At 68.7% G+C, this 12,741-nt stretch carries 13 protein-coding genes; 8 read left to right on the top strand and 5 right to left on the bottom strand.

Annotated features, from left to right (window positions below; all coding sequences use genetic code 11):
• The first annotated feature begins 95 nt into the window (after window positions 1-95).
• The 6 genes from ACFLIM_RS17010 (at window position 96) to ACFLIM_RS16985 (ending at window position 4,830) form a co-directional block, all read left to right on the top strand.
• Window positions 96-794, top strand: coding sequence for a class I SAM-dependent methyltransferase (locus ACFLIM_RS17010; protein WP_393166357.1), 699 nt, complete (start codon window positions 96-98; stop codon window positions 792-794).
• 116 nt (window positions 795-910) lie between these two features.
• Window positions 911-1,279: a MerR family transcriptional regulator gene (locus ACFLIM_RS17005; RefSeq protein ID WP_393166355.1), complete on the top strand. Its 369-nt coding sequence runs from the start codon at window positions 911-913 to the stop codon at window positions 1,277-1,279.
• 3 nt (window positions 1,280-1,282) lie between these two features.
• The gene (gene trxA, locus ACFLIM_RS17000) at window positions 1,283-1,588 is read left to right on the top strand and encodes a thioredoxin (protein ID WP_393166353.1); all 306 of its coding nucleotides are present in this window, start codon (window positions 1,283-1,285) and stop codon (window positions 1,586-1,588) included.
• Between the two features lie 54 nt (window positions 1,589-1,642).
• Window positions 1,643-3,049: a DNA repair protein RadA gene (gene radA / locus ACFLIM_RS16995; protein ID WP_393166352.1), complete on the top strand. Its 1,407-nt coding sequence runs from the start codon at window positions 1,643-1,645 to the stop codon at window positions 3,047-3,049.
• Window positions 3,050-3,089: 40 nt separating this feature from the next.
• Complete coding sequence (gene disA / locus ACFLIM_RS16990; protein WP_393166351.1) at window positions 3,090-4,166, top strand: DNA integrity scanning diadenylate cyclase DisA; 1,077 nt, start codon at window positions 3,090-3,092, stop codon at window positions 4,164-4,166.
• A gap of 109 nt (window positions 4,167-4,275) precedes the next feature.
• Entirely contained in the window at window positions 4,276-4,830 is a 555-nt protein-coding gene (locus ACFLIM_RS16985) for a dihydrofolate reductase family protein (RefSeq protein WP_393166349.1), read from the top strand.
• Window positions 4,831-4,837: 7 nt separating this feature from the next.
• Here the strand turns inward: ACFLIM_RS16985 and ACFLIM_RS16980 are convergent, their stop codons facing one another.
• On the bottom strand, window positions 4,838-5,461 hold the full coding sequence (locus ACFLIM_RS16980; RefSeq protein WP_393166347.1) for a hypothetical protein: 624 nt from the start codon (window positions 5,459-5,461) through the stop codon (window positions 4,838-4,840).
• Window positions 5,462-5,593: 132 nt separating this feature from the next.
• Between ACFLIM_RS16980 and ACFLIM_RS16975 the strand changes: the two genes are divergently transcribed.
• Window positions 5,594-6,475, top strand: a complete 882-nt coding sequence (locus tag ACFLIM_RS16975) for an A/G-specific adenine glycosylase (RefSeq protein ID WP_393166345.1) — start codon at window positions 5,594-5,596, stop codon at window positions 6,473-6,475.
• Between the two features lie 81 nt (window positions 6,476-6,556).
• Here the strand turns inward: ACFLIM_RS16975 and ACFLIM_RS16970 are convergent, their stop codons facing one another.
• Complete coding sequence (locus tag ACFLIM_RS16970; protein ID WP_393166343.1) at window positions 6,557-6,931, bottom strand: cupin domain-containing protein; 375 nt, start codon at window positions 6,929-6,931, stop codon at window positions 6,557-6,559.
• 60 nt (window positions 6,932-6,991) lie between these two features.
• Here ACFLIM_RS16970 and ACFLIM_RS16965 point away from each other — a divergent pair, with 60 nt between their 5' ends.
• A complete protein-coding gene (locus ACFLIM_RS16965; protein WP_393166341.1) occupies window positions 6,992-7,456 on the top strand; it encodes a MarR family winged helix-turn-helix transcriptional regulator in 465 nt (154 codons plus the stop codon).
• Here the strand turns inward: ACFLIM_RS16965 and ACFLIM_RS16960 are convergent.
• From ACFLIM_RS16960 to ACFLIM_RS16950, 3 genes are all read right to left on the bottom strand, one after another.
• Window positions 7,453-8,391 (bottom strand): TIM barrel protein, encoded by a 939-nt coding sequence (locus ACFLIM_RS16960; protein WP_393166339.1) that lies wholly within the window; start codon window positions 8,389-8,391, stop codon window positions 7,453-7,455. The genes ACFLIM_RS16965 and ACFLIM_RS16960 overlap by 4 nt on opposite strands.
• A gap of 327 nt (window positions 8,392-8,718) precedes the next feature.
• On the bottom strand, window positions 8,719-11,220 hold the full coding sequence (locus ACFLIM_RS16955) for an ATP-dependent Clp protease ATP-binding subunit (RefSeq protein WP_393166337.1): 2,502 nt from the start codon (window positions 11,218-11,220) through the stop codon (window positions 8,719-8,721).
• 1,029 nt (window positions 11,221-12,249) lie between these two features.
• Window positions 12,250-12,582 (bottom strand): histone-like nucleoid-structuring protein Lsr2, encoded by a 333-nt coding sequence (locus tag ACFLIM_RS16950; RefSeq protein WP_393166335.1) that lies wholly within the window; start codon window positions 12,580-12,582, stop codon window positions 12,250-12,252.
• Window positions 12,583-12,741 lie beyond the last annotated feature (159 nt).

The following is a 12,741-nucleotide window of genomic DNA, read 5'->3' as shown; positions in this document are numbered from 1 at the left end:
TGAAGCGGATCTGGCGCGCGAGCTCTGTGGTGAGCCGCTGTGGTGCGCCGCGTCCGGCGGCTCGCCACCAGTGGCGATGCACCTACCGTTGGGGCATGCCGCGAATAGCGAAAGGTGCGATCCCGAGCCCGAATATCTGGAATACCCCCCAGGTCTACGAGCTGGAGAACCGCGCGGTCGACCCGGAAGGCGCGGCCGACGCGGCGATGCGCGCACTGCGCCCCTGGGACGGCGCCGCCGTGCTCGACATCGGCTGCGGCACCGGCTACCACCTGCCGGTGCTCGCTTCCCAGGCGTCGCGGGTGATCGGCGTGGAGCCGCACGGGGACCTGGCCGTGCTGGCCCGCCGCCGCTGCGCCGGGCTGGCCAACGTGACCGTGCACGCCGCCGCGGCCCAGGACCTGCCGCTCGGTGACGCTGCGGTGGACGTGGCGATCGCGCGGTGGGCGTACTTCTTCGGTCCCGGCTGCGAGCCGGGACTGCGCGAGTTGTCCCGGGTGGTACGCCGCGGCGGCGCGGCCTTCGTCGTCGACCTCGACGCCACGCGGGGTTCGTTCGGCCGCTGGTTCTCGCGTACCGTTCCCGCCTACTCCCCCCGCGAGGTCGAGGCGTTCTGGGACCGCCAGGGGTGGCAGCGGCGGCCGCTCGACCTCCGCATGGCCTTCGAGCGGCGCGCGGACCTGGAGGCGGTGCTGCGCATCGAGTTCGCGCCGGAGGTGGCCGAGCAGGCCATCGCCGAGACGCCGGGGCTGGAGCTCCCCTATCCGAACGTGCTGCGCTGGCGCTACTTCTGAGTTCATGGCCTCACTCCGTTCGGCAGCTCGGTCGCCATACGCCGCCGCCTTCCCCGCCCTGGTCGCTCCCTCGCGGGCTTGACATTGACGTCGGTGTCAACGATTACCGTGGAGGCATGCGCATCGGAGAGCTGGCGGACCGCACCGGAGTGAGCACCCGCTCACTCCGCTATTACGAGCAGCACGGCCTGCTCAGCGCCCGTCGCGGGTCCAACGGCTACCGGGACTACAGCGAGGGCGACGTCAGGCTGGTGTCCGAGATCCGGGCCCTGCTGAACGTCGGGTTCACGCTGGAGGAGACGCGGCCGTTCGTCGATTGCCTGCGCCGGGGGCACAGCACGGGCGGCTCGTGCGCGGAGTCGGTCGAGGTCTACGAGCGCAAGCTGACCGAGATCGACGCGGAGATCCGCGTCCTGCTCGCCCGCCGCGCCGAGGTGGCCGCCCAGCTCGCCCAATCCTGCCCAGGTTGCTTTGTAAGGGGATAAGAGATGATCAAGCTGACCACGGAGAACTACGAGGAGCAGGTGCTCAGGAGCGACAAGCCGGTGCTGGTCGAGTTCTGGGCCGAGTGGTGCGGGCCGTGCAAGATGGTGGGTCCCGTGCTGGAGCAGATCGAGGCCGAGCACGGCCTGACGATCGGCAAGCTCAACACCGACGAGAACCCCGAGATCATGAACCGGTACGGGGTCATGGCGGTGCCGACGATGTTGCTGTTCGAGAACGGCGAGCCGGTCAAGCAGATCATCGGCGCCAAGCCCAAGCGTTTGCTGGTCTCGGAGCTGGGCCTGGCCTAACCCTCCGGCGGCGGGACTCGAAGATTGTCGGCCGCTCCCGCTAGCCTGCTCCGCATGGCCAAGACTGCCCAGAAACCCGGATACCGCTGCGCCGAATGCGGTTGGCGTACCACCAAATGGGTGGGGCGCTGCGGCGAGTGCCAGGCGTGGGGCACGGTCGACGAGGAGGGCGCGCGGGCCGGGGTCAACGTCGTGCAGGCGGGCGCCACCAGCGCGCCCGCGCTGCCGATCGGCCAGGTCAAGGCCGAGGTGGCGGCCGCGCGCACGACCGGCGTCGGCGAGCTCGACCGGGTGCTCGGCGGCGGCCTGGTGCCGGGCGCGGTGGTGCTGCTGGCGGGCGAGCCGGGCATCGGCAAGTCCACGCTCCTGCTGCAGGCCGCGGCCCGCATCGCCGAGCGCGAGACGGTCCTCTACGTGACGGGCGAGGAGTCGGCCGCCCAGGTGCGCCTGCGGGCCGACCGCATCGGCGCGATCCAGGACCGGCTCTATCTAGCCGCGGAGACCGAGCTGTCGGCCCTGGTCACCCACGTGGACAAGGTCCAGCCCACCCTGCTGGTGGTCGACTCGGTGCAGACGGTCGGCTCGGCGCAGGCCACGGGCGTTCCCGGCGGGGTGACGCAGGTGCGCGAGGTCGCGGCCAACCTGGTGCGCCTGGCCAAGGAGCGCAACATGGCCACCGTGCTGGTCGGCCACGTCACCAAGGAGGGCTCGATCGCGGGCCCGCGCACGCTGGAGCACCTGGTCGACGTCGTGCTCAACTTCGAGGGCGACAACCATTCCAGGCTGCGCATGGTGCGGGCGATCAAAAACCGGTTCGGCCCCACCGACGAGGTCGGCTGCTTCGACCTGCACGAGCGCGGCATCGAGGGCATCGCCGACCCGAGCGGCCTGTTCGTCTCCCGGCGCAGCGAGCCGGTGCCCGGCACCTGCATCACGGTCACGGTCGAGGGCACCCGCCCGCTGCCCGCCGAGGTCCAGGCCCTGGTGGCGCGCACGGAGGCGCAACAACCCAGACGCACGTCCTCGGGGCTCGACACCTACCGCGTGCAGATGATCCTCGCCGTCCTGGAGCGGCGCCTCAACGCCCGGCTCGGCGGTTGCGACGTGTTCACCGCGACCGTGGGGGGCATCAAGCTGGCCGACCCGGCGGTGGACCTGTCGGTCATGCTCGCGGTGGCCAGCGCCGCGGGAGACAAGCCGTTGCCCGCCGGCCTGGTGGCGCTGGGGGAGGTGGGCCTGGCGGGCGAGCTGCGCCCGGTCAAGGACGTACGCAGACGGCTGACGGAGGCGGCCCGGCTCGGTTTCAAGCGTGCCCTCGTGCCCGCCGGATCGCTGGAAGAGGGCGGCCGGAAGCGTAACGGGCAGCGTGCGCTGGTGCCTGTGGGGCCGGTGGCGTTCGCACCCGGGTTCGAGGTCGTACAGGCGGAGAACGTTTGGGACGCCCTCACACACGTCACCTAGCACGGCTAAGCTGAGCGTGACCAATCGACACGGGGGTCAGGTGGATAGGAGTCTTGACGACCGCCGTCGCGAAGCCCTGGCTGCGGTGGCGCCGGGCACACCTCTGCGCGACGGCCTCGAGCGAATCCTGCGCGGGCAGACCGGTGGGTTGATCGTGCTCGGCTACAACAGGGTCGTCGAGGAGGTCTGCAGCGGCGGTTTCGAGCTCGACGTCGACTTCTCCGCCACCAGGCTGCGCGAGCTGGCCAAGATGGACGGGGCCATCGTGGTGAGCGGGGACCACAAGATCGTACGCGCTGGCGTACACCTCGTGCCCGACCCCTCCATCGCCACCGACGAGTCCGGCACCCGCCACCGCACCGCCCAGCGGGTGGCCAGGCAGACCGGCCTGCCGATCATCGCCATCAGCAAGTCGATGCGCATCATCGCCCTCTATCTCGACGGCATCCGCTACGTCCTGGAGGAGTCGGCCGCCATCCTCTCCAAGGCCAACCAGGCCCTGGCCACCCTCGAACGCTACAAACACCGCCTGGACGAGGTCTCAGGCACCCTCTCGGCCCTGGAAATCGAGGACCTGGTCACCGTGCGAGACGTGGCCGCGGTGGCCCAGCGCCTGGAGATGGTCCGCCGAATCTCCGACGAGATCAAGGGCTACGTGGTGGAGCTGGGCACCGACGGCCGCCTGTTGTCCCTGCAGCTGGACGAGCTGGTGGCAGGCGTGGATTCGGAACGCGAGCTGGTCATCCGCGACTACCTCCCGGCTCCGGCGGGCCGCCGCCAGCGACGCCCACTGGAAGCCATGCAGGACTTGGACAAGTTGTCGGGCAACGAGCTGCTGGACCTGTCGGCCGTAGCCCACGTGCTGGGCCACGGCGGCACCGACAAGCTGGACAGCCCGGTCAGCCCGCGCGGCTTCCGCCTCCTGGCCAAGGTCCCCCGCCTGCCCGCCACGGTCGTGGACCGCCTGGTCGACCACTTCGGCGGCCTGCAGAAGCTGCTGGCGGCCAGCATCGACGATTTGCAGGAGGTGGGAGGCGTCGGGGAGTCCCGGGCCCGCAGCGTCCGAGAGGGCCTCTCCCGCCTGGCCGAATCCTCCATCCTCGAACGCTACGTCTAGGTGTTTCTCCTTGCCCTGCCGGGTGGTGCCTGGCGGGACGATGTCGAGAACTAATGCGCGGCTCCGACCTTTCCACGAAAGCGAAATACGCAGTGCGAAGGAGCCGGACATGCGCAAGATCATCTACTGGGTGCACACCTCGGTCGACGGGCACATCGACGGGCCCAAGGGCGAGTTCGACTGGCCGGTGATGGGCGAGGAGCTGTCGGCGTACTCGGACGCGCTGACCGACCGGGTCGACACCCTCCTGTACGGGCGCGGCGTCTGGGAGGGCATGGTGGCCTTCTGGCCCACCGCCGAGTCGGTCTCCGACCACCCGCACGTCCTCCGGTACGCGCCGATCTGGCGCGGCACCCCGAAGATCGTCTTCTCCACCACCCTCAAGGAGGCGGACTGGGACACCAGAATCCTCAGCGAGATCGAGGAGATCGCCGAGCTCAAGCGCCAGCCCGGCAAGGACCTGCTGCTGACCGGCGGCTCCCGTCTGGCCGCCGCCCTCACCGACCACGGCCTGATCGACGAGTACCACATCGCGGTGCACCCGGTCGTGCTGGGCGGCGGCAAGCCGCTGTTCCTGCCCCGCGAGGACCGGCTCAACCTGCGCCTCGTCGAGTCACGCACCTGCGACGCGGGCGTCGTGGTGATGCGCTACGACCGCGCCTAGCATGGCGCTAGCGGAGGTGGAAGACGCCCTTGGTGCTGTGAAGTCCGCCCATGCGGACCGTGGTCACGTACGTCCCCGGCAGCGCGGCCGGCGGCGTGGCGCGGCAGTCGGCGCTGGAGCGGCGCCGGTCCCATTCCAGCGACCGTACGTACGGCACCCCCCGCTGCAACTGCTTGACCTCCGAGCCCGCGCCGCTGACACAGTCGGCGGTGGACCAGATCCGGTCGGCCCCCGAGGTGATGCGGATCTCCATCGCCCGCGGCCCCACGTCGGCCGTGCACATCACGGGTCCCGTGTTCACCAGCGTGACCATGAAGGTGGGCCGGGCGCCGCCCGAGTAGATCTGTTCCTTGCCTCCCTGGAGGCTGAGCACCAGGTCCTCCTCGGCGCAGGGCTCGCCGGGGCGCTTGGGGCGCGCCGCCGGGGTCGCCTTGGGGGTGGTGGTCGGAGTCGGGGACGGGCTGGCCGTGCCCATGGCGAGCGTACGGAGCCCTGCAAGCAGCGGATCGGCAGAGGGTGTAACGCTCGGTGAGGTCTGCGCGTTGGACGTGCGCTCCGGCCCGCTGCCCCCGCTGGAGCACGCCCACGCCACAACGGCCACCACGACGAGCACCGCCACCAGCACGCTCATACGCCGTCGCCAGTAAACGTCACCGCCGTCGTCACGTATTGTATCCGGATCCATACGCACAGCATGGTAATCAGAGAGTAGCCAAGAGTGACGACACGCCGTGGGTAACCAACTAGGCATACCCTTGACCGCGTGGTTGAGCCGAACCTCCTGCACGCCCCCGTTCTGGACTGGTACGAGGACAACGCCCGAGACCTCCCGTGGCGGGCCGATGACGCGACCCCGTGGGGAGTGCTGGTCAGCGAGATCATGCTCCAGCAGACCCCGGTCGTACGCGTCCTGCCCGTATGGAACGACTGGATGGCCCGCTGGCCCACCCCCAAGTCGCTGGCCGCCGAGCAACCCGGCGAAGCCGTACGCCATTGGGGCAGGCTCGGCTACCCCCGCAGAGCGCTCCGCCTGCACGCGTGCGCCCGGGCCATCACCGACGAGCACGGCGGCGAGGTGCCGTCCGACCACGCGACCCTGCTGTCCCTGCCGGGCATCGGCGAATACACCGCCGCCGCGGTCGCCAGCTTCGCGTACGGCGGCCGCCACGCCGTCCTGGACACCAATGTCCGGCGGGTGTTCGCCAGGGCGGTACGCGCGGAGGAGTACCCTCCCACGGCCACCTCAGCGGCCGAGCGGCGGCTGGCGGAGGCGCTCCTGCCCGAGCTGGGCGCCGCCCGCTGGGGCGTGGCGGTGATGGAGCTGGGCGCCCTGGTCTGTACGGCCCGGGCCCCACGCTGCGCCGACTGCCCGATCACCCACCTCTGCGCCTGGCGCCTGGCGGGCAAGCCACCGCACGAAGGCCCGGCCCGCAAGGGCCAGACGTACGCGGGCACGGACCGCCAGTGCCGCGGCCGCCTGCTCGAGGTGCTGCGCTCGGCCCACGGCCCGGTCCCCAAGGCGGCGCTCGACGTCGTGTGGGACGACGCCGCGCAACGAGAGCGCGCCCTGGACGGCCTGATCGCCGACGGCCTGGCCGAACACCTCGACGACGGCACCTACCGCCTCCCCACGACGCCTACCTGACCCAGAGCGGCACGGTGCGTTCCGTGCCCTGAGGCGCCCAGATCTCGATCCTGCGGGAGTCCGCGAAATGGACGACGGCCATCACGCGATCCACGGCGGAACACCGAACTCGGCACCGTCCGCGGTGAAGGCCCTGGCGCCGGCCGGCGCCGCCACGACGGCGGTGTAGCCACTGTCCGAGGCCAGCACCCGCCGCACCGTACGGGCGGGCATGACGACGGTGTCCCCCGCCGCGACCACGAACCGCTCGTCCCCCAGCTCGACCACGGCACCCCCGGCGAGCCAGCTCCACACCTGCTCGCAGTCGAAATCGTGCACCGGCCCCTCAGCGCCGGGCCTGGCGTCGACCCTCCAGAGGGACCGCGAGGCCCCTCCCTGCGTCGGCGAGGCGAACGTCGTCATGACCCCGCCCGGAGTCTCGGACCGCCGCGCCTCGGCGTCACGTATGACAGCCATGCTCATAACCCCCTAAGATAGGCAACCACGTTGTCCATATAGTTAATCAGGTTGTCTATCATGTCAAGCCAAGGCTTCGAACTGCCACTACGCCTGCTGCTGGCGTTCAGGGTGCTGATCGACGAACTGCATGCCGAGCTGGCCCGGCAAGGCCATCCGGACATGCGGCCCATGCACGGGTTCGTCATGCAGGCCATCGGCCCGCAGGGCACCACGGCCGTCGAACTCGGCCGTACGCTCGGCGTCTCGAAACAGGCCGCGGGCAAGACCATCGACACCCTGGAACGCGTCGGCTACGTCGAACGCGCCGCCGATCCCCACGACACGAGACGCAAGATCGTCCGCCTCACCCCGTACGGCATGGACGCCCTGACCCGCTCGGCCCGCATCTTCGACGACCTGCGCGCCCGCTGGGCCGGCGAGCTGGGCGAGGACCGCCTGCGGGCGCTGGAGTCGGACCTGCGCAAGATGACCCCGGCCAACCTGTGGCGCCTGGACACCCCAGGCTGGTTCGGCTCGCTCTAGGCGGCGAGCTGGAGGCCCAGGCTGGTCAGATTGGTACGGGCCCAGTCCAGCTCCTCAGCCAGCAACGACACCAGCGCCCCAGGCCCCTTCGCCCGCCCGGGAACGGTCAGGTTGTGCGTCTCCACCTCGATGTGCGCACTCCCGCTCACCGCACCCGACAACATGGCCGTCAGCGTGTCGTGCAACACCGCCCCCGTGCTCGGCGTCGTCCCCGTGTGGTTGTGCACGTGCCCCAGCTTGACCACGGGCGCACCGGCCTCGGCCAGCCCCTTCAGCGCCGCACCGGCCTCCTCGGCCCCGCAGGCGAGGTGACAGGCGTCCAGGCACACGCCCAGGTGCTCGGAGTCGATCCCGCACACCCGCTCCAGCGCCTGCTCCGTCGTCTCCAGCACGCACCCCGGCCACGGCTCGAACCCGACCCTGATCGTCTTGCCGGTCACGCTGTAGATGCCGCGCAGCTCGCGGGCCAGCCGCTCCAGCCGGCGGGTGGCGATCGCGTGCAGGTCGGCGGGCCAGTCGCGGCGCCACCCGATCGGAATCGTGGAGATGCTGCCGAACCGCACGTCCTCCGGCAGCAGGAACGCCAGGATCTTGGCCAGCGCCATGGTGTAGCGGTAGCGCTCGGGCTTGGCCCAGTCGGGGCCTGGAACCTCCTGGTTGCGGCCGCCGGTGCCGTTGAGGCTCACGACCTCGAGGCCGCGCTCCTCCAGGGAGCGGCGCAGTCGTACGAGCTCGATGCGGTCGGCCGTGAGATGGTCGGCCACGCTCGGCGAGAGCCACAACCCGACGCCCATGCGCTCCACGCCCAGCCGCTTGCGCACCGGGACCGCGTAGCGGGTCAGATGGGCGATCAGGTTCTCCAGGTCTTCAGCGGGGTGGACGCCTGCGTTGTAGGCGAGGTGAACCAGCGTTCCGTCATCGTGACGCAGGCGCATCGGATCCTCCACTGCTTGCTATGTGTTCCCGTCGCCCGCCTCGGACGTGCGAACCCTGTAGAGCATGCCTGCTCCGAGGGGGTGCACGCGTCCGCCCTGAGTTGATTCCGCACTACTCCCCAGGGAGCAGCCCCCAGCTTAGGAACGCGCTCTTGTGTCTCACTTGGATGAGACTTGGCGAAGCTCTACGCAGTGTAGTACTACTCGCGGTGGCGGTACACCCGCCCACCCAACGATTACGCAACGAAACCTGTTGGCGACCCCGGACAGGCGGAAACCCCCGCGTGAGGGATCACACGGGGGTTTCCTGGCGAACGCTGAGGCCCGTCAGCGCTGGATCGGCGCCGCGATCGCGGCCGCCGAGTCCGGGATCTTCGGAGCCGACTCGCCCTTGTAGACGAACGTGGCGTTGTCGCCTTCGCCCTCGACCGTCACCTTGACGACCTGCCCCGGCCGGAGCTCGCCGTAAAGGATCTTCTCCGACAGGGAGTCCTCCAGCTCGCGCTGGATGGTACGCCGCAGCGGCCGGGCGCCCATGACCGGGTCGTAACCCCGCTCGGCCAGCAGCTTCTTGGCCTCGGGCGAGACGTCGAGCCCCATGTCGCGGTCCTTCAGCCTGGCCTCGACCTGGTCGAGCATCAGGTCGACGATCAGGATGATCTCCGCCGGCGTGAGCTGGTGGAAGACCACGATGTCGTCGACGCGGTTGAGGAACTCGGGCCGGAAGTGCTGCTTGAGCTCTTCCTGGACCTTGGACTTCATCCGGTCGTAGTTGGAGTCGGCGTCGTTGGACTTCGCGAACCCGACCCCGATGCCCTTGGAGATGTCGCGGGTGCCGAGGTTGGTGGTCATGATGATGACCGTGTTCTTGAAGTCGACCACGCGGCCCTGGGCGTCGGTCAGGCGACCGTCTTCCAGGATCTGCAGCAGCGAGTTGAAGATGTCCGGGTGGGCCTTCTCGATCTCGTCGAACAGGACCACGGAGAACGGCTTGCGCCGCACCTTCTCGGTGAGCTGGCCGCCCTCCTCGTAGCCGACGTAGCCGGGAGGCGAGCCGAACAGCCTGGAGACGGTGTGCTTCTCCATGAACTCCGACATGTCCAGGCTGATCAGAGAGTCTTCGTCACCGAAGAGGAACTCCGCCAGAGCCTTGGACAGCTCGGTCTTACCGACGCCGGAGGGACCCGCGAAGATGAACGAGCCACCGGGACGCCGCGGGTCCTTCAGACCGGCGCGGGTGCGCCGGATGGAGCGCGACAGACCCTTGATGGCGTCGTCCTGGCCGATGATCCGCTTGTGCAGCTCGTCCTCCATGCGGAGCAGGCGCTGCGACTCCTCCTCGGTCAGCTTGAAGACCGGGATGCCGGTGGCGGTCGCCAGGACCTCGGCGATGAGCTCCTGGGTGACCTCGGCCACGACGTCCATGTCGCCGGCCTTCCACTCCTTCTCCCGCCGCTCGCGCTTGAGCTGGAGCTGCTTCTCCTGGTCGCGGAGGGCAGCGGCCTTCTCGAAGTCCTGCGCGTCGATCGCGGACTCCTTGTCGCGACGGACGTTGGCGATCTTCTCGTCGTATTCGCGCAGGTCCGGCGGAGCGGTCATCCTGCGGATGCGCATCCGGGAACCGGCCTCGTCGATGAGGTCGATCGCCTTGTCGGGCAGGTAGCGGTCGCTGATGTAGCGGTCGGCCAGCTGCGCGGCGGCCACCAGCGCGTCGTCGGTGATGGACACGCGGTGGTGCGCCTCGTAGCGGTCGCGCAGACCCTTGAGGATCTCGATCGTGTGGCTGAGGGAAGGCTCGGCCACCTGGATCGGCTGGAAGCGGCGCTCCAGCGCGGCGTCCTTCTCAAGGTATTTGCGGTATTCATCGAGCGTCGTCGCGCCGATCGTCTGCAGCTCGCCGCGGGCCAGCATGGGCTTGAGGATGCTGGCGGCGTCGATCGCGCCCTCCGCGGCGCCCGCACCCACGAGCGTGTGCAGCTCGTCGATGAACAGGATGATGTCGCCGCGCGTGCGGATCTCCTTGAGCACCTTCTTCAGGCGCTCTTCGAAGTCACCGCGGTAGCGGGAGCCGGCGACCAGGGCGCCGAGGTCAAGCGTGTAGAGCTGCTTGTCCTTCAGCGTCTCGGGCACCTCGCCCCTGACGATCTTCTGCGACAGGCCCTCGACGACGGCGGTCTTGCCGACGCCGGGCTCGCCGATGAGAACGGGGTTGTTCTTGGTCCTCCGGGAGAGGACCTGCATGACCCGCTCGATCTCCTTCTCACGGCCGATGACCGGATCCAGCTTGCCCTCGCGGGCGGCCTGGGTCAGGTTGCGGCCGAACTGGTCGAGCACCAGGGAGGTCGACGGGGCCGCCTCCTGCGGCCCGCCCGCAGCGGCCGGCTCCTTGCCCTGGTAACCGTGGAGCAACTGGATGACCTGCTGCCTGACACGGTTGAGATCAGCTCCAAGCTTGACCAGCACCTGGGCGGCCACACCTTCACCCTCACGGATGAGCCCGAGCAGGATGTGCTCGGTGCCGATGTAGTTGTGACCCAGCTGCAAAGCCTCACGGAGCGACAGCTCGAGGACCTTCTTGGCCCGCGGGGTGAACGGAATGTGCCCCGACGGAGCCGACTGGCCCTGGCCGATGATCTCCTCGACCTGCTGGCGCACACCCTCAAGGCTGATGCCGAGGCTCTCCAGAGCCTTGGCGGCTACGCCCTCACCTTCATGGATCAAGCCAAGAAGAATGTGCTCAGTGCCGATGTAGTTGTGGTTGAGCATCCTGGCCTCTTCTTGGGCCAAGACGACAACACGCCTCGCTCGGTCGGTGAACCTCTCGAACATCTCGTCGCTCCTCACAGAGCGGTCAGTCAGGCCGGTAAATCCGGTCCCGTCATCCCGCATGCTAGCCCTGGCTCGGCGAACCGTGCCCACTGCCGCTGACACGCTCTATAGCAGAGACGTTCCCCGAGAGCAGGGCGTTCACCCTCCATCCAACTACTGTTCGGGGGTGACGTGTTCCCGATACGCCGCAAGCGAACGATGTTTAAGGCGCTTCACGGAAGCGCCTGAAATATGCCGTCCACGGCGTACGCAGATCAACACGGATCGGCCATCCGGACGCTTGGAGCGAGTCGGCGTTGGGGCACCTCTTCGCCCGCACATCTCAGATGCCGCGCCCGTATCGTTACCGTAATCATCCTATGTGCAGGTGGGATCCCTGGCCAATCGCCCGCGCTTACGCCCTGAGCACAAGTCGGCACGCACCGCACACCGCACCGCCGGGTAATACGCCACACCATCGGGTCAGCCAGGTTACCGATGTCATCGGACCGCATCGAACCCTCGCTCAAGGGGTCACGGCATTCCCCGCCGCTCCACGCACTCGGGGAGACTCGACATTGTGCGCACATGCCCCGGGAAGCGGCATTGAGCGGCGCATGCTCAGGGCCGCGGGTTATGCCCGCCACCGCCCATCCCCACGAGACGGGGGTTTTGCCCGGCTCCACGCGAGCCGATCGCGGTTAAGCGTCACACCGCACGGAGATCGCCACCGGCTTTACGAGATTTCCAAGATGGCTCGTTCCACAGACGCGGCGGTCCCGGGCGGAACGTACGTTGAATGAGGTATAGCCGCCTCACACGGCATTCGGCGCGCAGAGCGCGACACCATCACATATGCGAGCCCTCGCCGGTGAAACGGCACAACGGCGGACCGGAACACACCACCAAAACGCCCGCATATGGACGGATCAGAAGATCATCCTTCTGGGCGTCTCGTATTCAAGAAGGATCCCAGAAGCGATCATGCGCTTATGGCGCCCGCCGGGGTCCTAGGCGAACGGCATAAGCGCATGGTCAGGAGACGGCTCTTCAGTGAGCTGCCTCGTACTTCTCGACGACGGTGGAGGCGATACGGCCCCGCTCGCTCACCGGCAGACCGTGAGCCTTGGCCCACTGCCGGATCTCCGAGCTCTTCTCGCGGCTCATCGCACGCGTGCCGCCGCGGCCACGACGACGCGTGGTCACGGCACCCGCCCTGCGTGCGTGCTGCACGAAAGGCGTGAGCGCGTCCCTCAGCTTCTTGGCGTTAAGGTCGCTGAGGTCAATCTCATAGGAGGAGCCGTCAATAGCGAAGCCGACCGTCTCATTGGCCTCGCCCCCATCGAGGTCATCGATGAGAATCTCCTGGATCTGCTTGGCCATGTACGCAATCCTTTCCCGGAGCATTGTTTCATTCGCCTGCCCAAACATATACCCGGAAAGGCGCTGAGACAATTCAGCGGTGCGGGGATTCGGCTGACTGGCGGATCAGTTCCCCTTCTCCGGGTGATCCTCAGGGTTTGGACGGCGTCCAGGGCCCTC

Source organism: Nonomuraea marmarensis (assembly GCF_043197025.1).
GTDB lineage: Bacteria > Actinomycetota > Actinomycetes > Streptosporangiales > Streptosporangiaceae > Nonomuraea > Nonomuraea marmarensis.
The sequence above is the reverse complement of the archived record's forward strand: the minus strand, read 5'-3'. Positions and strand labels throughout refer to the sequence as shown.